Genomic DNA, 19463 nt, shown 5'->3' with positions numbered 1-19463 from the left:
GTGACTCCGGCCGCACGCTGACCCGCACGACTCAGGCCAGGTGGCGGCGCACGAGGTCGGCCGCGCCGACGACGCCGGCCTCGGGCCCGAAGCGCGCGCGCAGCAGCGGGGGTACGACGCGGTGCTCGGCGCCGACGAGCGAGCCTGTCAGCGCGGCGCGCGCGGGCTCGAGGAGCAGGTCGCCCGCGGCCGAGACGCCGCCGCCGACGACCACCACGGCGGGGTCCAGGCCGGCGACCAGGTTGGCCACGCCGACCCCGAGCCAGCTGCCCACCTCGGCGAAGGCCGCGAGCGCCACGGGGTCACCCGCGGCGGCACCCTGGGTGACCATCGGTCCGGTGAGCGTGGCCGGGTCGCCGCCACAGGCCCGGGCCAGCGCGCCGTCGCTGCCCTGACCGGCCGCCTCCAGACCGGCGCGGGCCGTGCGCACGAGCGCGTTGCCGCTGCAGTACTGCTCCCAGCAGCCCCGGCCGCCGCACTCGCAGCCGCGTCCGTCGGGCACGACGCGGGCGTGCCCGAACTCCCCGGCCATCCCGTTGCGTCCGCGGCGCAGCAGCCCGCCGACCACGATCGCGCCCCCGATCCCGGTGCCGACGGTGAGGACCAGCGCGTCGTCGACCCCCTGGGCCATCCCGTGCGCGGACTCGGCGCGGGCCGTGCAGTTGGCGTCGTTGTCGAGCGCGACCGGCACGCCCCAGCGCTGGGTGAGCCTCGCCCGCACCCGGTCCCCCCGCCACGGCAGGTGCGGCGCGAAGGCGACCCGCTCCCCCGCTGCGTCGACGAACCCGGCCGCCGCCAGCCCCACGCCCGCGACCGGGCGACCGGCCGCGACCTCCTCGACGGCCTCGGTGAGGGCGTCCTCGAGGAGGGCCACCGCCACCCGGCGGCCCGGGGTCGGCCGCCGCGCGACCCTGGCCAGGGTGCCGTCGACACCGACCTCGGCGGCCACCACCTTGGTGCCGCCCACGTCGACGCCGATCACGACCGGGTCGATCACGGCCGGCTCAGATCCGGGCCAGGTCGGCGGCGCCGATGAGGCCGGCGCGGTTGCCCAGGCGGGCCTTGCGGATCTCGAGGCTGGGCCGGTGCCCGCGACCGGTCAGCTGCGCGGCGAAGGCGGCGCGGACCGGGTTGAGCAGCAGGTCGCCGGCCTCGCTCACGCCACCGCCGACGACGACGACGGCCGGGTCGAGCACGGCGGTCAGGGACGCGATGCCCTCACCGAGCCAGCGGCCGATCTCGGCGAGCTGCTCGACGGCGAAGGGGTCGCCGGCGCGGGCGGCCTCGGTGATGAGCGGGCCGGTGATGGCTTCGGGGTCGCCGCCGGCGCGGTCCAGGACCCCGCGGGCCAGCAGCGAGCCGCCGGACGCGGCGGCCCGGGCGTCGCGGACGAGCGCCGTCCCGGAGCCGTACTGCTCGAAGCAGCCGCGGTTGCCGCAGCCGCACAGGATGCCGTGCGGCACGACGCGCATGTGGCCGATCTCGGCGCCCACCCCGAAGGCCCCGCGGTACAGCCGACCACCGAGCACGAGGCCCCCGCCCACGCCGGTGCCGACGGTGACCAGCAGCAGGTCGTCGACGTCGTGGCCGGCACCGAAGCGGAACTCGCCCCAGGCGGCGGCGTTGGCGTCGTTCTCGATCACCACCGGCAGGTCGACGCGCTGCTCGAGGTCGGCGCGCATCGCCACGTCGCGCCAGGCGATGTTGGGTGCGAACATCACCACCGAGCGCGACCGGTCGACGTAGCCCGCAGCGCCGACGCCGACCGCGGTGACCTCGTGACGGGTGCGCAGCTCCTGGACCAGTCCCGCGACGGCGGTCTCGATGGCCTCCTCGGAGCTGGCCGGGGACTCCACGCGCAGCTCTTCGAGGATCGTGCCCTGCTCGTCGACGACGCCGCCGGCGATCTTCGTGCCGCCGATGTCGATGCCGCAGGTCAGGCTCATGGGGTGTCCTCGGGGTCGTCGTCCAGGTCGATCGTCTCGACGTCGCGTCGTCGTCCGGAGGGCGGCGGGGTCGCCATCAGGGAGGCAGCGGCCTGCACGAGCGAGGACGCCGCCGAGCCGAGGTGCGCCTTGACCTCCGGGCTGAGCAGCCGGGCCGCGTGCACGGTGCGGCACACCGGGCACCACCGGCACTCCGGGTCGTCGGTGGCGAGGTTGTCCTCCAGCGCCTCGGACAGGTGGGCCTGCACCTGCGTCGCCGCGTCGACGGCGTGCGCGGCCAGCCCGGCCAGGTGGGAGCCGAGGTCGCCGAGGTCGCCGTCAGCGCCGAGGTCGGGGGCCTGGTCCTGCGCCCAGCCGGAGAGCGCGCCGAAGAGCTTCGCGGCCTCCTCGGCGAGCGAGCCGACGTCCCCCGGGCCCCCCTGACCGGCTCCGTCGCCCTCGCCGGGGCGGTGGTCCTCGTTCATCGCGCTGCCTCTCGTCGTACGCCGCCGGCGGCCGGGCGCTGCTCGGCCTCGACGAAGCGGACCTGCAGGCTCCCCGACTCCACGCGGGCCCCGGCGACCCGCAGCCGGGCGAGCCCGGCGGGCAGGGTGAGCAGGCGTCGGTAGGAGCCGACGGTGAGCACCAGCTCGTCGCCGTTGCGAGCCAGGTCGACCTCGGCGCGGGTGGTGAAGGGCAGGGCCAGGCGCAGCACGGCGCCGGTGTCGGTGCGGGTCACGCTGAACGGGCCGTCGCCGGCGGGCACGGCCAGCGGGTCGGTGCCGGCGTACACCTCCTCGGCGAGGCGCCGCAGCGCGTCGACGCCGACGGGCTCCTCACCGCGGTACTCCGAGCGCCAGACCGGGAGGCCCGCGAAGGACTGGTCCACCTGCTCGAGGACGGCCGCCTGGGAGGCGACCCAGCCGGCCCGCCACTCGTCGCCGGCGCCCTCGGGGAAGATCCGGTTGGCCACGACCCCGTCGACGCGGTAGCCGAAGAGCGAGAGGTTGGTCCAGCTGCGCCGCGCCTCGGCGAGCACGACGCTCTCCGGGGTCAGCACGACCCGCACGCTCGCCTCGGGGCCGGACAGCAGCGCGCGCACCTCGTCGAGCTCGGCGTGCAGCCGCTCGACGGCGTCGAAGACCTGGTCGCCGGGCATCGGCACCCCCACACTGCGGGTCAGCACCGGCTTGAGCACCTTGATGATGCGTCGCTCGGCCGGGAAGACGCGCTGCATGTACCAGCCCAGCGCCTCCGGCAGGGCCAGCAGCCGCAGCGTCTCGGCGGTCGGCGCGCAGTCGACGACGACGACGTCCCAGGCACCCGACAGGGCCTGGTGGCGCAGCTCGAGCAGCGCCAGGACCTCCTCGGCGCCGGGCAGGACCGTGAGCTCCTCGGCGGCCACCGGGTCGACCCCGACGACGTCGAGGACGGAGAGGAGGTAGTGCTGCACCTCGGCCCACGACTGCTGGAAGCGCAGCTGCGCGTCGACCTGCTGCACGAAGAGCCGCGGGGCGACCTCGGTGGGCTCGGGGCCCGCACCCACGGCGAAGGCATCGGCCAGCGAGTGCGCGGCGTCGGTGGACAGCACCAGGGTGCGGTGCCCGGCAGCGGCCGCCAGGGCCGCGGTGCCGGCCGCGACGGTGGACTTGCCTACCCCGCCCTTGCCGGTGAACAGCAGGATGCGCACGCAGCCGCCCCGGTCAGCCGATCGACTCGACGCGCTTCTTCAAGCCCTTCAGCGCCGTGTCGATGAGGATCTTCTCGCCCTTGCGCTTGAGCATGCCGATCAGCGGGATGGAGACGTCGAGGGCGAGCCGGTAGGTCACCTCGGTCGAGCCGCCCCGGTCGGCCAGCACGTAGGCGCCGTCGAGCGCACGCAGCATCTTGCCCTCGACGAGGGTCCAGGTGACCTGTCGGTCGCCGTCCCACTCGTAGGCCAGCGTGTACTCGTCCTTGATCGGCGAGACGTCGAGGGAGAAGAAGACCTCCCGGGCGCGGCCGGCGTCGGGTCCCGCGTCGATCGTGGAGCGCACGTCGGCGACCTTCACGCCCTTGGCCCAGGTGGGGTACTCCGCGAAGTCGGCGATCACTGCCATGACCTCCGCGGGTGTCGCGTCGATCACGATCGACGACGTGGTCTGCTCGGCCACTTCACTGACCCCCTGTCCCTGCCGGTGGTGACCCGGGTCTCTCGCCCGAGTGCGCGGCGACTGTACCGGATGGGCCGTCCCGCGTTTGCGGCGGTAACGTGCCGCACGATGTCCCGCCACGACCAGCAGCGGGCGAGACCGTGGCCTGAGAAGTGAGCATGAAGGAGACAGACGTGCGTGAGTTCTCCACGCCCCTGACGATCGAGGTCCCCGCGACCGGGAACCTCACCGACGACATCGTCACGAACGCCGCCCAGGCGCCGGACGCGGTCGTGTTCAGCCGCCCGGCGGCGGACGGGTCAGGGTGGCAGGACGTCACGGCGGCGCAGTTCCTCGAGGACGTCACCGGGGTCGCGAAGGGACTCGTCGCGGCCGGCGTCGAGGCCGGCGACCGGGTCGCACTGATCTCCAAGACCCGCTACGAGTGGACCCTGCTCGACTACGCGATCTGGTTCGCCGGCGCGGTCACCGTGCCGGTCTACGAGACCTCGTCGGAGGAGCAGGTCGCCTGGATCCTGCGCGACTCCGGGGCCTGCGCGGTCGTCGCCGAGAGCGACGAGCACGTCGCGCGGGTGGCGGCGGTGCGCGGCGGGCTGGACGACCTCCACCACCTGTGGTCCTTCGCCGACAACGCGGTCGACGTGCTCACGCGCCTGGGTGCGGACGTCGACGACGCGCAGCTGGAGGCGCGGCGTACGGCGACGACGCCGCTGGACCTGGCCACCCTGATCTACACCTCGGGCACCACCGGGCGGCCCAAGGGCTGCATGCTGACGCACGGCAACTTCATGTTCGAGCTCGGCGTGGCCACCGACGAGCTCGACGCCCTCTTCGACACCGAGGGCGCCGCCACGCTGCTGTTCCTGCCGCTGGCCCACGTCTTCGCCCGGATCATCCAGATCGGTGCGGTCAAGAAGCGCACCCGCCTGGGGCACAGCTCCGACATCAAGAACCTGCTGGCCGACCTCCAGGAGTTCCAGCCCACCTTCATCCTCGCGGTGCCGCGGGTCTTCGAGAAGGTCTTCAACACCGCCTCGCAGAAGGCCGCCACCGAGGGTCGCGGCGCGATCTTCGACCGGGCCGCCGAGACCGCGATCGCCTGGTCGCGCGCCCAGGACAAGGGGCGTACGCCGCTGCGGGTGCGCGCCGCGCACGCGGTCTTCTCGCGGCTGGTCTACGCCAAGCTGCGCGACGCCCTGGGCGGGCGCTGCGAGTTCGCCATCTCGGGTGGCGCGCCGCTGGGCGAGCGCCTGGGCCACTTCTACCGCGGCATCGGCATGACCGTGCTCGAGGGCTACGGCCTCACCGAGACGACGGCCGCGCTGAGCTTCAACACCCCCGACGCCACCCGCATCGGCACCGTGGGCCGCCCGATGCCGGGCACGGCCGTCCGGGTCGCCGACGACGGCGAGCTGCTGTTCCGCGGCGGCCAGGTCTTCGCCGGCTACTGGGCCAACGAGGAGGCGAGCGCAGAGGCGCTCGAGCGCGACGGCTGGTTCCACACCGGCGACGTCGGTGAGGTCGACGACGAGGGATTCGTGCGGATCACCGGGCGCAAGAAGGAGATCCTGGTGACCGCCGGCGGCAAGAACGTCGCCCCGGCCGTGCTCGAGGACCGGCTGCGCGCCCACCCGCTGGTCGACCAGTGCGTGGTCGTGGGCGACGGCCAGCCCTTCATCGGCGCGCTGATCACCCTGGACCGCGAGGCGGTGCCCGGCTGGGCCGAGCGGCACGGCAAGTCCGGCGACCTCGAGGTGCTGCTGGACGACGCCGACCTGCGGTCCGAGATCGACCAGGCCGTCGACGACGCCAACAAGGCGGTCTCCAAGGCCGAGTCGATCCGCAAGTTCGTGGTGCTGCCCGACGAGTGGACCGAGGAGGGCGGCCAGCTGACCCCCAGCCTGAAGCTCAAGCGCTCCGTCGTGGTGCACGAGCAGCGCGAGCGCATCGAGCAGCTGTACGGCGGCCCGTCCGCCTGAGCCGCCTGCGAGGGGTGAGCCAGGTCACCACCCGTCTCGTCTTTACGTCCAGAGTGCAGCGAAAGCCGTATGGACCGGCCCGCTCGTCCCTAGCATCGTCGGTGGGAACACGGGTGCAGCTCTGCGCCCGGAGGGACAGGTGGTGCATGGGGCCTCAGGGCTCCCGCGCGCCGTCGAGGGAGAGGGCACCGAGATGGATCGTCGACGAGTACTGCTGATCGTGGCTGCGGTGGTGGCTGCGCTGGGCACGGTGCTGGTGTTCCTCTACGTGCAGGGCGCCGACAACCGGGCCCGTGACGCCTTCGAGACCAGCGAGGTCCTCGTGGCCACCCAGCAGATCGAGCGCGGTGAGAGCGTGGCCGCGGCCTCCGCCGGCGGCAAGCTCGCCTTCCAGCCGGTCGCCCAGGGCCAGATCCTGCCCGGCGCCCTGACCACCACCGAGGGGGTCGAGCAGGACGTCGCGCTGACGACGATCTACCCGGGCGAGCAGGTCGTGCCGCAGAAGCTGGGCGCGAGCGCCGTCGAGGAGACCCGGCTGCAGATCCCCGAGAAGGGCGACATGGCCATGTCGATCAACCTCACCGACCCCGCCCGCGTCGCCGGCTTCGTCAACCCCGGCTCCGAGGTGGCGGTCTTCGTCAACGGCACCGATACCACCACCGGCCAGCCCTACAGCCGGGTCCTGCTGACCCGGGTGACGGTGATCGCGGTCGGGTCCACCACCCCGATCACCACCACGACCACGGTCGAGGGCCAGGACGGCGAGCAGGTCGCCGAGACCCTGCCCCGCACCCTGATCACCCTCTCCGTGGGCCAGCCGCAGATGCAGAAGGTGCTGCTCGGCCAGAGCCAGGGCGAGCTCTCCTTCGCGCTGCTCACGGAGGACTCCAAGGTCAAGCTGTCGCCCCCGACGACCCCGCAGAACCTCTTCCAGGGCTGATCCCTCCCCCAGCAGCTCCCCCCGCACCCCCCCTGCAGCACCGAAGGAGGCAGCACCGATGCCCGTCGTCGTCGACACCGACAACGCCACCGTCACCGCCCTGCTCGACGCCCTGCCCCCCGGCAGCCAGGGCGTGGACTCGGCGGAGCGGATGCGCGCCTGGCTGGACGTGCACAGCGACGAGTACGTCGTCGTGCTCGGCCCGCACCTCGACCTCGACGACGCCCTCAAGGCCTGCGAGGACCTGCGCACCACCCGCCCGATGCTCAGCGTGGTGCTGGTGCGTGCCGAGGTCGACACCGACGTGCTCACCCGCGCCATGCACGCCGGCGCCCGCGACGTCGTACCGGACGGTGAGGGTGCCGCGGTCGCCGCCGCCGTGGCGCGCGCCCACGAGCTGCACGTCGCCCTGCGCGGCCCGGCGGGGGCGCACCAGCCCGGCCGCGTGATCACCGTCTTCTCCCCCAAGGGCGGGGTCGGCAAGACGACGATGGCGGTCAACCTGGCCCTGGCGCTGGCCGACCGCGGCGCGCGCCGGGTCTGCCTGGTCGACCTCGACCTCGCCTTCGGTGACGTCGCGATCACCATGCAGCTCTTCCCGACCCACTCGATCGAGCACGCGATCGGCTCGGAGTCCGACCTCGACACCGAGCAGCTCGACGGCCTGCTCACCCGCCACGAGCACTCGCTGATGGTGCTGGCCGCTCCGGCCCACCCCGACGCCCGCGAGCGGGTCACCCCCGCGCTGGTGACGCGGGTGCTGCGCACGCTGCGCGAGTCCTTCGACTTCGTCGTGGTCGACACCGCTCCCGCCTTCGACGAGCAGGTGCTCACCGCGCTCGACGAGACCGACGAGTGCATCATCGTGGCCACGCTCGACGTCCCGACGCTCAAGAACGTCAAGGTCGCGCTCGAGACCCTCGACATGCTCGACATCGCCCGCGGCCACCGGCACCTGCTCCTCAACCGCGCCGACGACGCCGTCGGCATCGGCCCCGAGAAGGTCGAGGCCATCCTCGGGATGCCGATCGCCACCCAGGTCGGCTCCTCCATCGACATCGCCGCGTCCACCAACTCCGGCGTCCCGATCGTGGCCACGTCGCCCGACCACGCCTCCAGCACCGCGGTGCGGCAGCTGGCAGCGACCCTGGCCGGCGACCCGGCACCGGTGCCGGCCGGCACCCCGACGACCGGGGAGGGGGCCGACCAGACCGACGCCGGCCGCGGCCGGGCCCGCTTCCGGATGAGGAGACCAGGATGAGCAGCCTTTCCGACCGGCTCGCCGCCGCCCGTCGTGCGCCGGGCTCCGAGGGCGAGGAGCAGGCGCTCGACGCGGCCGTCGACGGTGCGACCGGCACGACGACGGCCCCCGCGGCGCCCCCGGCGCCGCGCCGCTCGCTGGGCGGGCGCATCGAGGGCGACCGCATCGACGAGCTCAAGGCCAAGGTGCACGTCGAGCTGGTCAAGCAGCTCGGCCCGCACCTGTACGACGCCGACATGGACACCGACGAGCTCGACCAGCGGGTGCGCACGGTGCTCGCGGACGTGCTCGCCCACCAGGACCGACCGCTGTCGAGCAGCGACCGGCGGCGGGTCTCGCAGGAGATCAGCGACGACATCCTCGGCTACGGGCCGATCGAGCCCTACCTGCGCGACCCCGACGTCTCCGAGGTGATGGTCAACGGGCACGCCTCGATCTGGCTGGAGAAGAGCGGGCGGCTGGTGCCGGCCGCGGCCAAGTTCGCCGACGAGGCGCACCTGCGGCGCACGATCGACAAGATCGTCTCCCGCATCGGGCGCCGCGTCGACGAGTCCTCCCCCATGGTCGACGCCCGGCTGCCCGACGGCAGCCGCGTCAACGCGGTGGTGCCGCCGCTGGCCGTCGACGGCTCGGCGCTCACGATCCGCAAGTTCGCCGCCGACCCGCTCGGCGTGCAGGACCTGATCCGGTTCGGCTCGCTGACCGACCCCACCGCCGACTTCCTCGAGGCGTGCGTGCGCGGGCGGCTCAACATCTTCGTCTCGGGCTCCACCGGTGCCGGGAAGACGACCACCCTCAACGTGCTGAGCTCGTTCATCCCCGACGACGAGCGGATCGTCACCATCGAGGACGCCGCCGAGCTGCAGCTCAAGCAGGAGCACGTCGTGCGCCTGGAGTCGCGCCCGTCGAACATCGAGGGCAAGGGCGAGGTCTCGATCCGCGACCTGGTCAAGAACAGCCTGCGGATGCGCCCCGACCGGATCATCGTCGGCGAGGTCCGCGACGCCTCGGCGCTCGACATGCTGCAGGCGATGAACACCGGCCACGACGGCTCGATCTGCACCCTGCACTCCAACGGACCGCGCGACACCCTGTCGCGGATGGAGACGATGGTGCTGATGGCCGGCATGGACCTGCCGGTGCGCGCGATCCGCGAGCAGGTCGCCTCCGCGGTCGACATGATCGTGCACCAGACCCGCTTCAAGGACGGCACCCGCCGGATCACCCACATCACCGAGGTGGAGCGGATGGAGGGCGACATCATCACGCTCCAGGACATCTTCGTCTTCGACAACTCGATGGGCTTCGACCGCGACGGCCGCTCGCTCGGGCGCCTGCGGGCCACTGGGCTGCGCCCCAAGTTCCTCGACAAGATGGCCTACGCCAACGTCAGCGTCGACCCGCTGCTCTTCGTGACGGACCGGATCTGATGACCGGTCCCTCCGCCCGGATCTGGGCAGGACTCCTCACGGGGCTCCTGGCCGGACTGCTGGTGCTGAGCGGCACCGGCGTCGCCGCCGCCGAACGTGCCGCCTCGGACGCGACGATCACGTACGCCGAGCCCTCCCGCGACGGCGGCCCGGTCTCGCTGCTGGTCTCGGTGCCGGCCGGCGCCGACGTCGACCCCTCCTCGGTCGAGGTCCGCATCGGGGGGCAGACGGTGGCCGCCACTGCCGCATCCGCCGGTTCCGAGGGCACGGTGCGCCGGGCCGCGGTGCTGGCGATCGACACCAGCAACTCGATGGCCGGTCCCCGCTTCGCCGCGGCTCAGCAGGCGGCCCGCGACTTCCTCGACCTGGTGCCCGACGACGTGCTCGTCGGCGTCGTCACCTTCGCCGGCAAGGTCGCCACCCCGCTGGTGCTGACCGACGACCGCGACGCCGCCCGCGCCGTGGTCGACACCCTCAGCCTGAGCCGGGGCACCGCCCTGCACGACGCCATCCGCGCTGCTGTCGACCTGGCCGGCAGCGAGGGCCAGCGCACCGTGCTGGTGCTGTCCGACGGCGCCGACACCACCGACACCTCGCTCGCCGACGCCGCGGCTGCGGTGCGGGCCGCGGAGGTCGGCCTCGACGTCATCTCGCTGCAGGGCGCGAGCCCGCCGCTGCGCAAGCTGGCCCAGGCCGGCGACGGCCGGGTCGTGCCCGCCGGCACCGACGCGCTGGCGGCGGCGTTCGCCGCCGAGGCCGAGGCGCTCGAGCGGCAGCTGCTGGTCACCGCCGAGCTGCCGGACGCGCTGACCGCCACCGAGCAGACCGTCACCATCACCCTCGCCTCGGCCTCCGGCCCGCTCGTCGCCGAAGCGTTCGTCCCCGTCGCCGAGTCGGTTGCGGGCGGCACCGGCATCGATGCCCAGCTGCCCAGCGACAACGGCTGGAGCGCGCCGCGCTGGACCATGTGGATCGGCGTCCTCGCGCTCGGGATCGGTCTGGTCGCGCTCGCCGTCCTGCTGGTGCCCCGCCCCCGCGCCGCGGCCACCCCCGCCGAGCGCGTCGACGCGTACGCCGCCGCCACGGCCCGACCGGGCTCGGCGGCCAGCGCCACGCAGCCGAAGATGGACCGCGAGCAGGCGCTGAGCCAGGCCAAGGACGCCGCAGGGCAGGTGCTGAGTCGCAGCCGTGGCCTCGAGCAACGCATCGGGGCCCGCCTCGAGGCCGCCGGCAGCCAGCTCAAGCCGCCCGAGTGGCTCCTCGTGCACGTGGGCATCCTGGTCGGTGCCTGTCTCCTCGGCCTGCTGCTCGGCGGCGGCAGCCTCGGCGTGGCCCTACTGTTCCTGGTCCTCGGCGGGCTCGGCCCGTGGCTCTACCTCGGCATGCGCCGCTCCCGGCGCCGCAAGAAGTTCGACGACCTGCTGCCCGAGACCCTCGGCCTCATCTCCGGCTCGCTCTCGGCCGGGCTGTCCCTGACCCAGTCGGTGGACACCGTCGTGCGCGAGGGCCAGGAGCCCATCGCCGGCGAGTTCCGCCGAGTGCTGGCCGAGACCCGGCTCGGGGTCTCGCTCGAGGAGGCGCTCGAGGGGGTGGCCGTGCGGTTCGACAGCAAGGACTTCGAGTGGGTGGTGATGGCGATCGGCATCCAGCGCCAGGTCGGCGGCAACCTCGGCGAGCTGCTGAACACCGTCGCCGACACCATGCGTGAGCGGGCCTACGTGCGCCGCCAGGTCGCCGCGCTCGCCGCGGAGGGCAAGCTGTCGGCGTACGTGCTGGGCGGCCTGCCGCCGATCTTCCTGCTCTACCTCTTCTTCGCCCAGCGCGACTACGTCATGGTCCTCTTCACCGATCCGCGTGGTTTGATCATGCTCGTCGGGGCCGGCCTGTGGCTGGCGATCGGTGCGTTCTGGATGAGCAAGCTCATCAAGGTGGAGGTCTGAGATGGTGCTGCTGCTGCTCGGCGTCGTCCTGATCGCCGCTGCCCTCGTGCTGGTCGCTGCTGCGACGACGAGCGACGCCGAGGCCGGTGGCGTCGGCAAGTCCTTGGCTGTCCTGCGGGCGATGACCGGCGCTCCCCCGGAGCTCACCGCCGAGGTCGACCGGCCCTTCGCCGAGCGGGTGCTCGAGCCGCTGCAGGGTCGTGCCCTGGGCGTGGGCCGCCGATTCTCGGGCGCCGACTCCGCCGACCGCACCCGGCACAAGCTCGACCTGGCCGGCAACCCGGCGGGCTGGGACGTCGACCGGGTGGTCAGCGGCAAGGTGATCGGCGCGGTCGTCGGGCTCGTGGTGGGCCTCCTCGTCGGGCTGGCCCTAGGGCTCTCCGTCGCCGTCCTGGTCGTGGTGGTCGCAGTCGGGCTGGTGCTCGGGTTCCTCGCGCCGGGCCTGTACCTCTACCAGAAGGCCCACGACCGGACCCAGCAAATCGGCCGTGACCTGCCGGACGCCATCGACCTGATGACGATCAGCGTGGAGTCCGGGCTCGGCTTCGACGCGGCCGTGCAGCAGGTGGCCCGCAACTTCGAGGGCCCAGTCGCCGACGAGTTCGCCCGGGTGCTGCGTGAGATGCAGATCGGCCAAGGCCGCTCCGCCGCGCTGCGCGCGATGGCCGAGCGCACCGATGTCCCCGACCTCAAGTCGTTCGTCAGCGCCATGGTCCAGGCCGACTCCTTCGGCATCCCGATCGCCCAGGTGCTGCGGGTCCAGTCCCAGGAGATGCGGGTCAAGCGGCGCCAGCGCGCCGAGGAGAAGGCGCAGCAGGTGCCCGTGAAGATCACCGTGCCGCTGATCTTCTTCATCCTGCCCTGCCTCTTCGTAGCGGTGATGGGTCCCGCCGCTATCGGCATGATGGACAGCTTCGGATGAGGCCCCTGTGCTACTAGCCCACCGCCAAGCGCTTCGCATCAACGCCGCCGCCCGCGCCTTTGTGCTGCTGGCGATCGGCGGACCCCTGCTGTGGGACCGTGACCGGGAGGGATTGGTCGGCCTGGGCGTCCTCGGCGTGATCTGGCTGGTCACCCTGGTCGTCGAGAGCCGCTCCCCCCAGCGGGCCATCGTGGTCAGCATCGTCGAGGCGGTCGCGGTCGCCACCACCTGCCTGCTGGTGGTGGACTCGTCGCCCGCCGTCCTCGGCGCCCTCGCGGCCCCACCCTTCGTCGCCGGACTGCGCTGCGGAGCCAAGGGCGTCTTCGCGTCGCTGGGCGCCGTGCTGACGACCGCCGTCGTCGTGGTGAACCTGTCAGGGGTGACCCTGACCGATGCTGACCTGCTGACCGCCTTCACCTGGTTGACCATGGGCCTAGGCCTCGGGATGGTGTCCTCCTTCTTGCACGCCACGCTCAGCGCACCGGACCCGCTGCTGCCCTACCGGCATGCCAGCGACCTGCTGCACGAGCTCAACCAGCTCTCCGAGGGACTCAGCTCCGGGCTCGAGCCGCGCAGCCTGGGTGGCGCGATCCTCAGCGCTGTGCGCGACGAGCTGCCCACCGCCGACCTGGTGCTGTATGTCGGCGACGACGTGCTCGCGCCTCTGTTGAGCACCACCCTCGACGACTCCGGGTCGGCGCACACCTCCCTCCTGGCCCGCCTCGCGCAGCGGTCGGGCCGGCTTGAAACAGACGCTCAGACCTTCGCCTTCCCGCTCTCGCCCGATGCCTCCCGACCCGGGCACCCCGGCATCGTGGCCGGGGTCTTCTCTGACCGGCTCGACCCTGGCGCGCTCGACCTGCCGCGCACCGTCCGACGGCTGACCCGGGACCTGCAGGTCAGCACCGTGCACCTCGAGACCGCGTTGCAGTTCACCGCCTTCCGCGACGCGGCGACCGCCGACGAGCGCCGACGGCTCTCCCGCGAGATGCACGACGGCGTCGCCCAGGAGATCGCGTCGCTCGGCTACCTCGTCGACGCGCTAGCGTCCCAGGCGACCTCGCCCGAGCAGGCAGCCAGGTTCGCAACGCTGCGCGAGCGGGTCACCGAGGTGGTGGCCGAGGTCCGGCGCTCCGTGGTCACCCTGCGCACCACCGTCGGTGAGAGCGAGAGCCTCGGCGCCGCCATCGGGTCCCTGGCCCGCAACCTCAGCCAGCTCTCGGGGGTGGCGATCGAGGTCACCCTCGACGAGACGTCGCAGCGGCTGCGCAGCGAGATCGAGGCTGAGCTCTTCCGGATCACTCAGGAGGCGCTCAACAACGCCGTCAAGCACGCGCAGTGCACCCTGGTGCGGGTGCACTGCCTGGTCGATGCACCGGGCGCCCGTATCTCGGTCACCGACAACGGGCGGGGCCTCGGCGAGGGTTCCGGGCGCCTAGCTGACGTGCGCGCCGACTCCTACGGCCTCGGCATCATGCGCGAGCGGGCCGCTCTCATCGGCGCCCGGCTCGACCTCGAGGAGCCGCCCGGTGGCGGGCTTCGGGTGTCGGTCGCGCTACCGTCCGGGGGCCGGGTGCCGCAGCCCGAGTCCCCCCGAGAGATCCAGGTGAGCAGATGACCGAGGTACTGACCAGGGTGATGCTGGTCGACGACCACCAGCTGATCCGCGACGGCCTCGGCGGCGTCTTCGACATGCAGGCCGACATGACCGTCGTCGGCACCGCCGCTTCGGTGACCGAGGCACTGGCCCGCTTCGCCGAGCTGCGGCCGGACGTCGTGGTGACCGATCTGCAGCTCCAGGACGGCACCGGCCTCGACATCGTGCGCGCGCTGCGCCGCGACCACGGCGAGGTCGGCCTGGTCGTGCTCACCATGCACTCCGGTGACGACCAGATCTTCGCCGCCATGGAGGCGGGCGCCTCCGGCTTCGTCGGCAAGGACGCCCCCTCCGACGAGGTGGTCAAGGCCGCCCGACACGCCAAGGTGTCGCCCCGGTCCTTCGTCTGCGCCGGCCTCGTCGGCGCGATGATGCGCCGCGGAGCCGCAGAATCGACCCGGCTCACCGACCGCGAGCACGAGGTGCTCACCCTGCTCGCGGACGGCCTCGGTGCGGCCGCCATCGGCGACAAGCTCTACATGAGCGAGTCGACGGCCAAGTCGCACATCGCCAAGATCTACCAGAAGCTGGGCGCCTCGAATCGGGCCCAGGCTTTGGTCACCGCCATGCGCGTCGGCCTGCTGTCCTCGGTACAGCGGAACCCGACGCAGCGTTGACCTGCTGGGACGCCACATAGTCCGAACGGACTACTAGCACCGCACACTGTCTCCCGATCCGCCGGAAGCGATCTCTCAGCAGACTGAACTCATCAGGTCCCGCCCCCTGTCCGGGACCGTCTGATTCGAGGGAGACACCATGATCGAGTACCTGACCATCCTGCTCGCCGGCCACAAGGCCAAGATGGACGAGCGCGGAGCCTCCGCCGTCGAGTACGGCCTCCTCGTTGCTGGCATCGCCGCCGTGATCGTCGTGGCCGTCATCGCCCTCGGCGGCCAGATCAAGGGAGCTTTCGAAGGCACGAGCACCAACCTCCAGCCCGTCGCCCCCACCAAGTCCGCCGGCTGAGATCGGGCCTCGAAGACCTAGGCGGTCTCGCAGGCTGGTGACTCAAGAGGCACCGTGCATAGACCTTTGGCGGCAACAAGTCCGCGAATGACCACACCGCCAGTCACCGCTGCACAGTTGGATGTGCCCATCCGCATCACCTCTGTAGCATCACCTTGACCTCGGCCCGGGCTCCACAGTCCGGTTGATGCCCTCCTGGGAGGGACACGACGAGCACGGTGCCCACGGCCACCACGGCCAGCAACACGGGCACCGTGCTCGTCGCATTTCGGGCGCTAGGGTGAGGCGGTGAGCGCTGACGCCCCGCTTCCCAAGCTCGACCTGGTGGTCCTCGACTGCCCCGACGCCTTGGCACTGGCCGGCTTCTACGCCGAGGTGCTCGGCTGGGAGCTGCAGGCGGGGTCTGACCAGGCCTTCGCAACCCTGGTCCCGCCGGGAGGCGGCGTGAGCCCAGACAACCCGGACGGACGTGCGACATTGGCCTTCCAGCGCATCGACGACTGGGCAGCGCCCACGTGGCCCGGCGGGAGCCACCCGCAGCAGTTCCACCTGGATCTCTCGGTGCCCGACATCGCGCGCGCCGAGCCCGCCGTGCTCGCGGCGGGCGCGAAGGTCCACGAGCACCAGACCTCCGAGGACGGGGGCTTCCGGGTCTACACGGACCCGGTGGGTCACCCGTTCTGCCTGATCCGGGGCTGACGCCGGCTCAGCGCCCTCAGTCGGGCAGCGCTAGCCCGATCCGCCGCAGCGCACCGTCGTGGCTGGCGAACCACCACTCGAGCACCCGGGGTGGTGACGGGTCGGCCAACGACCGCACCGCCAGCTGCCGCTGCAGCTCGACGAACGCGCCCGCGTCACCGGTGTAGCGCAACGCCTCGACGTCCGCCCGGGTCTCCACCGCCCGGCTGAGGCCGTTCTGGAGGGGAGCCGCGAGCACCGTGCCCACGGCCAGCAGCGCCAGCAGCAGCGGCACCGTGCTCGCCCGTCCCACGTCCCGTCGGCGCAGCAGCACCCCGCCGAGGCCGACCACGGCGGCGACACCGACCGCGCCGAGCACGGAGCCCACGAGCACGTCGTCGTGGCGGGCATGGACCAGCTCGTGCGCCACCACCGACAGCGCCTGGTCCTCGGGCAGGTCCTGCACCAGCGTGTCGTAGAGCACCACCCGCCGCGTCTGGCCGAAGCCGGAGACGTAGGCGTTCAGCGTCGTCGTACGCCGCGAGGCGTCGGCCACCAGCACCTCGTCGACCTCGACGCCCTCGGCGTCGGCCAGCGCGAGGATGCTGCTGCGCAGGCTGCCGTCCTCGAGGGGCTCGAAGTCGTTGAAGAGCGGCTCGACCAGCAGGGGGTAGACGAACGACCCGAGCAGCACCAGCACCCCGAGCACTCCCCCGGCGATCGCCGGCCAGCGCCGCGGGAAGCGTCGCGCGCACCACACCAGCGCCAGCAGCCCGACCGAGGTGACGACCACGGTGAGCGCCTCGCTCACCACCAGGTCGCGCGCGAAGCCCCACCACGACTGGGTGGACAGCCCGTACTCCCGCACCAACCGACGCACCAGCACCGCGAACGGCAGCGTGATCACCCGGCCCGCGACCTCCAGCGCCGCCACGGTGAGCACGACCTGCGCCCACCACGGGCCGGGCAGCCGGGCCACGAGCCGGCGTCCGAGCGAGGTGAAACCGACCACGCACGCCACGAGCAGCGAGACGCCCAGCGAGGACAGGCTCCAGGTGCGGGCCCAGCCGGAGAACTCCTCGGCGCGCGTGATCTGCGCGGCCGTGAAGTAGTCCTCGGGATCCACCGGCTCCGGGCGGCCGCCGGGCACCGGGTCCCACGGCACCAGCCACCACGCCAGCAGCACGAAGGCAGCGCCCGCGACGAGCAGCACCAGCCACGACGTCCGCACGTGCGGACGCACCGCGCTCCGCGGCTCCACAGCCGTCACGACGGTCCCGCCTGCGCCGCGAGCCGCTCCAGCTCGTCGCGCCAGCGTCGGGTCAGCCCAGGCACGCTGATCCCGGCGACGTCGCGCAGCGCGGCCTCGAAGGGCTCCCCCGCACTCGTCGCCCGGTAGAGCTCGACCAGCGCCTTCTCGTCAGCCGCCCGGGTCACTGCCCGGGTCGCGAGCCAGGCCGCCTCGTACGACGCCCCCAGGTACGGCGCACCCACGCCGAGCTCGGCCGGCCCCGGCAGCGCGTCGGGCAGACCGTTCTCCCGCACCTGCTCGAGCGCCTGGGCGGCGACGGTGGTGTCGGGCAGGTCGACGTCGCGCAGCGCCACGTAGTCGGCGAAGCCCTCCACCAGCCACAGCGGCGCCTGGCTGGTCGGGGCGTCGGTGAGCGCGTGCACGGCCTCGTGGCTCATCACCACCTGCGCGCCGGTGCGCTCGAGCCGGTCCATCTCGTCGGGGTTGACCAGCACGTGCACCGGCGCCGAGGGCGTGACGAGCCCGTCGGGGCTGGTGGTCACCGCGGCGACCTCGGCGTAGGTGCCCTCGTCGGCGCCCAGGGCGGCGTCCAGCGCCGCGGCGCTCGCCGGCACCTCGACCACCAGCCCGCGGTCGGTGCCGGGCAGCACCCGCCGCACCACCGGCAGCGCCGCGCGCACCAGGCGGTCGTAGCGGACCAGGTCGCGGCGGGTGCCGGCGACCATCACCACCCGCGAGTCCGTACGCCGCACCTGCAGGTCGTCGGTGAGCCACAGCGGGGCCCGGCCGCCGCCGACCCCGGCCGCGGTCAACGCGACCCGCGCGCCGCCGTCCGTGGGCTCGTCGCGCAGCGCGAAGGTCACCTCGCTGCGGGCCGGTCCGGGGTCGAAGCCGGCCACCTGCCAGGTCACGTCGACGTCGGCGCGCCACCCGCCCTCGGCATCGATGCCGCCGTCCTGGTCGACGTAGCGCAGCGTGACGCCCTCCAGGCCGACCTCCTCGGCGTTCTCGACGATGTCCGCGAGCCGGCGGGCCGCGGCGGGGTCGTCGCGCGGCGCGAGCGCGGCCGCCGCGTCGGCGTCCCCGCGCCCGATGGCGTCCTCGAGGTTCGCCAGCGCCTCGGCGGCAGCACCGGGGCGCACGCTCGGTGCGTCCGCGCTGCGGTCTGCGGGGGTGGCGACGTACGGGTCGTCGCGCACCTGCCAGGCGACGACCCCGACGAGCAGCAGCAGGCACAGCGAGAGGCCGGCCACCCACCAACGTGGACGGCCGGCCTCCCGGTGCTCGGTGCGCTCCAGCGGATCAGCCGGGGCGGACTGCCCCGACGAGGGGCATGGTGTTCACACCGGTGATCTGCACGCCGGTGCTGGGGTTGGCGGCATGCACGATCTGGCCGTTGCCGATGTACATGCCGACGTGGCTGATCGGGCTGTAGTAGAAGACCAGGTCGCCGGGCTGCAGCGACGAGGTCGAGACCTTGGTGCCGCCGCTGTACTGGGCGCTGGAGGAGTGCGGCAGCGAGACGCCGGCCTGGCGCCAGGCCATCATGGTCAGGCCGGAGCAGTCGAAGGAGCTGGGGCCGGCGGCACCGTAGACGTAGGACTTGCCGACCTGGGCCATGGCGTACTGCACGGCGGCGGCGGCGCGGCCCGAGGCGGGCACGGAGACCGGGGCGGGCTCCTCGGTGCGGGAGTCGTCGCGGGACACGACGGCCTCGCGGGCCTCGGTCTCGAGGCGCGACAGCATCGACTCGGCCTCGTCGACCTTCTCGTCGATGGTCGCCTTCTCCTTGGCGAGGCGGGCCTCGACGTCGGCGAGCTCGGCGGCCTGCGACGCGGTGGCCTGCCGACGGATGTCGAGCGCCTTCACCTCGGTGGAGTAGGTCTCGAAGAGCTGGTCCTGCAGACCGTCGTAGGCGCTGAGGGTCGACATCTGCGCCAGGAAGGCGCTGGGGTCGTCGGAGAGCACGACCTGGCCGACGGCGGAGAGGCTCTGGCCCTGGTAGGTGCGCACGATGGAGTCGCGGACCTGGTCGCGGACCGAGCTCATCTGGGCGTCCTGGAGCTCCTGGTCGGCGCGCACGGCCTTGAGCTCGCGCTCGAGCTCCTCGAGCTCGATGCGGGCGTCGTTGTGGCGCTCCGAGGCCTGCTCTGCCTCGTGGTAGAGCTTCTCGACGCGGGCCTGGACGTCGTCGATGTCCGGCTCGGCCTGCGCGGGGCTGGTCGGCACGAAGGCCACCGCCCCGATGAGCAGGGCGCCGGCGAAGGCGGTGGTCAGTCTCTTGCGACCGTGAAGCACGAGTGGGCGGTCTCCCTCAGCTGTCGGCGCCGACCGGGTGCGCAGGAGGGTGTGACCCCACG

Annotated in this window: 18 protein-coding genes; 10 read left to right on the top strand and 8 right to left on the bottom strand. The window is 73.0% G+C overall.

The features are described 5' to 3' along the window. Positions 1–31: 31 nt before the first annotated feature. Genes I601_RS13250 through I601_RS13230 form a run of 5 tightly spaced genes read right to left on the bottom strand, consistent with a single transcriptional unit; the run spans position 32 to position 4078 of the window. The gene (locus I601_RS13250; protein WP_068110521.1) at positions 32–997 is read right to left on the bottom strand and encodes an ROK family protein; all 966 of its coding nucleotides are present in this window, start codon (positions 995–997) and stop codon (positions 32–34) included. 7 nt (positions 998–1004) lie between these two features. After that, positions 1005–1946, bottom strand: coding sequence for an ROK family glucokinase (locus I601_RS13245; RefSeq protein ID WP_068110519.1), 942 nt, complete (start codon positions 1944–1946; stop codon positions 1005–1007). Continuing rightward, positions 1943–2410: a hypothetical protein gene (locus tag I601_RS13240; protein ID WP_068110515.1), complete on the bottom strand. Its 468-nt coding sequence runs from the start codon at positions 2408–2410 to the stop codon at positions 1943–1945. The genes I601_RS13245 and I601_RS13240 overlap by 4 nt, the downstream gene beginning before the upstream one ends. Then, positions 2407–3615, bottom strand: a complete 1209-nt coding sequence (locus tag I601_RS13235) for an ArsA family ATPase (RefSeq protein WP_068110512.1) — start codon at positions 3613–3615, stop codon at positions 2407–2409. The genes I601_RS13240 and I601_RS13235 overlap by 4 nt, the downstream gene beginning before the upstream one ends. A 13-nt stretch (positions 3616–3628) precedes the next feature. Further along, positions 3629–4078, bottom strand: a complete 450-nt coding sequence (locus tag I601_RS13230) for an SRPBCC family protein (protein WP_068110510.1) — start codon at positions 4076–4078, stop codon at positions 3629–3631. Positions 4079–4236: 158 nt separating this feature from the next. On the opposite strand from I601_RS13230, the gene I601_RS13225 reads away from it, so the two are divergent. The 10 genes from I601_RS13225 to I601_RS13180 all read left to right on the top strand — a co-directional run bounded on the left by I601_RS13225 (position 4237) and on the right by I601_RS13180 (position 15872). Continuing rightward, entirely contained in the window at positions 4237–6057 is a 1821-nt protein-coding gene (locus I601_RS13225) for an AMP-dependent synthetase/ligase (protein WP_237089409.1), read from the top strand. 193 nt (positions 6058–6250) lie between these two features. Beyond that, a complete protein-coding gene (gene cpaB, locus I601_RS13220) occupies positions 6251–6997 on the top strand; it encodes a Flp pilus assembly protein CpaB (RefSeq protein WP_084527581.1) in 747 nt (248 codons plus the stop codon). Between the two features lie 58 nt (positions 6998–7055). Then, entirely contained in the window at positions 7056–8258 is a 1203-nt protein-coding gene (locus I601_RS13215) for a CpaE/TadZ family protein (RefSeq protein ID WP_068110501.1), read from the top strand. Then, positions 8255–9688: a CpaF family protein gene (locus tag I601_RS13210; RefSeq protein WP_068110498.1), complete on the top strand. Its 1434-nt coding sequence runs from the start codon at positions 8255–8257 to the stop codon at positions 9686–9688. The genes I601_RS13215 and I601_RS13210 overlap by 4 nt, the downstream gene beginning before the upstream one ends. Next, the gene (locus I601_RS20855; protein WP_084527579.1) at positions 9688–11628 is read left to right on the top strand and encodes a type II secretion system F family protein; all 1941 of its coding nucleotides are present in this window, start codon (positions 9688–9690) and stop codon (positions 11626–11628) included. The genes I601_RS13210 and I601_RS20855 overlap by 1 nt, the downstream gene beginning before the upstream one ends. A 1-nt stretch (position 11629) precedes the next feature. Next, positions 11630–12550 carry a type II secretion system F family protein gene (locus I601_RS13200; protein WP_068110495.1) on the top strand — a complete coding sequence of 307 codons (921 nt, stop codon included), beginning with the start codon at positions 11630–11632 and terminating at the stop codon, positions 12548–12550. 7 nt (positions 12551–12557) lie between these two features. Next, a complete protein-coding gene (locus I601_RS13195; RefSeq protein WP_157520150.1) occupies positions 12558–14168 on the top strand; it encodes a sensor histidine kinase in 1611 nt (536 codons plus the stop codon). Continuing rightward, positions 14165–14824: a response regulator transcription factor gene (locus tag I601_RS13190; RefSeq protein WP_068110490.1), complete on the top strand. Its 660-nt coding sequence runs from the start codon at positions 14165–14167 to the stop codon at positions 14822–14824. The genes I601_RS13195 and I601_RS13190 overlap by 4 nt, the downstream gene beginning before the upstream one ends. A gap of 139 nt (positions 14825–14963) precedes the next feature. Continuing rightward, on the top strand, positions 14964–15173 hold the full coding sequence (locus tag I601_RS13185) for a Flp family type IVb pilin (protein WP_068110487.1): 210 nt from the start codon (positions 14964–14966) through the stop codon (positions 15171–15173). Between the two features lie 288 nt (positions 15174–15461). Further along, a complete protein-coding gene (locus I601_RS13180) occupies positions 15462–15872 on the top strand; it encodes a VOC family protein (RefSeq protein ID WP_068110484.1) in 411 nt (136 codons plus the stop codon). Between the two features lie 16 nt (positions 15873–15888). Here the strand turns inward: I601_RS13180 and I601_RS13175 are convergent, their stop codons facing one another. Genes I601_RS13175 through I601_RS13165 form a run of 3 tightly spaced genes read right to left on the bottom strand, consistent with a single transcriptional unit; the run spans position 15889 to position 19401 of the window. Further along, a complete protein-coding gene (locus I601_RS13175; RefSeq protein WP_237089408.1) occupies positions 15889–17121 on the bottom strand; it encodes a M48 family metalloprotease in 1233 nt (410 codons plus the stop codon). Further along, on the bottom strand, positions 17118–18356 hold the full coding sequence (locus tag I601_RS13170) for a hypothetical protein (RefSeq protein ID WP_068110481.1): 1239 nt from the start codon (positions 18354–18356) through the stop codon (positions 17118–17120). The genes I601_RS13175 and I601_RS13170 overlap by 4 nt, the downstream gene beginning before the upstream one ends. A gap of 49 nt (positions 18357–18405) precedes the next feature. Further along, a complete protein-coding gene (locus I601_RS13165; RefSeq protein WP_068110478.1) occupies positions 18406–19401 on the bottom strand; it encodes a C40 family peptidase in 996 nt (331 codons plus the stop codon). Positions 19402–19463: the final 62 nt, after the last annotated feature.

The sequence above is a fragment of the Nocardioides dokdonensis FR1436 genome, assembly GCF_001653335.1.
In the GTDB taxonomy this organism is placed as follows: Bacteria; Actinomycetota; Actinomycetes; order Propionibacteriales; family Nocardioidaceae; genus Nocardioides; species Nocardioides dokdonensis.
This window is presented reverse-complemented; position numbering and strand designations above follow the sequence as displayed.

Bases quoted from the DNA above. Each gene is read 5' to 3' on its own strand.
- I601_RS13245 (WP_068110519.1), bottom strand. From the start codon at position 1,946: ATGAGCCTGACCTGCGGCATCGACATCGGCGGCACGAAGATCGCCGGC.
- I601_RS13240 (WP_068110515.1), bottom strand. From the start codon at position 2,410: ATGAACGAGGACCACCGCCCCGGCGAGGGCGACGGAGCCGGTCAGGGG.
- I601_RS13225 (WP_237089409.1), top strand. From the start codon at position 4,237: ATGAAGGAGACAGACGTGCGTGAGTTCTCCACGCCCCTGACGATCGAG.
- cpaB (WP_084527581.1), top strand. From the start codon at position 6,251: ATGGATCGTCGACGAGTACTGCTGATCGTGGCTGCGGTGGTGGCTGCG.
- I601_RS13215 (WP_068110501.1), top strand. From the start codon at position 7,056: ATGCCCGTCGTCGTCGACACCGACAACGCCACCGTCACCGCCCTGCTC.
- I601_RS13210 (WP_068110498.1), top strand. From the start codon at position 8,255: ATGAGCAGCCTTTCCGACCGGCTCGCCGCCGCCCGTCGTGCGCCGGGC.
- I601_RS20855 (WP_084527579.1), top strand. From the start codon at position 9,688: ATGACCGGTCCCTCCGCCCGGATCTGGGCAGGACTCCTCACGGGGCTC.
- I601_RS13200 (WP_068110495.1), top strand. From the start codon at position 11,630: ATGGTGCTGCTGCTGCTCGGCGTCGTCCTGATCGCCGCTGCCCTCGTG.
- I601_RS13190 (WP_068110490.1), top strand. From the start codon at position 14,165: ATGACCGAGGTACTGACCAGGGTGATGCTGGTCGACGACCACCAGCTG.
- I601_RS13185 (WP_068110487.1), top strand. From the start codon at position 14,964: ATGATCGAGTACCTGACCATCCTGCTCGCCGGCCACAAGGCCAAGATG.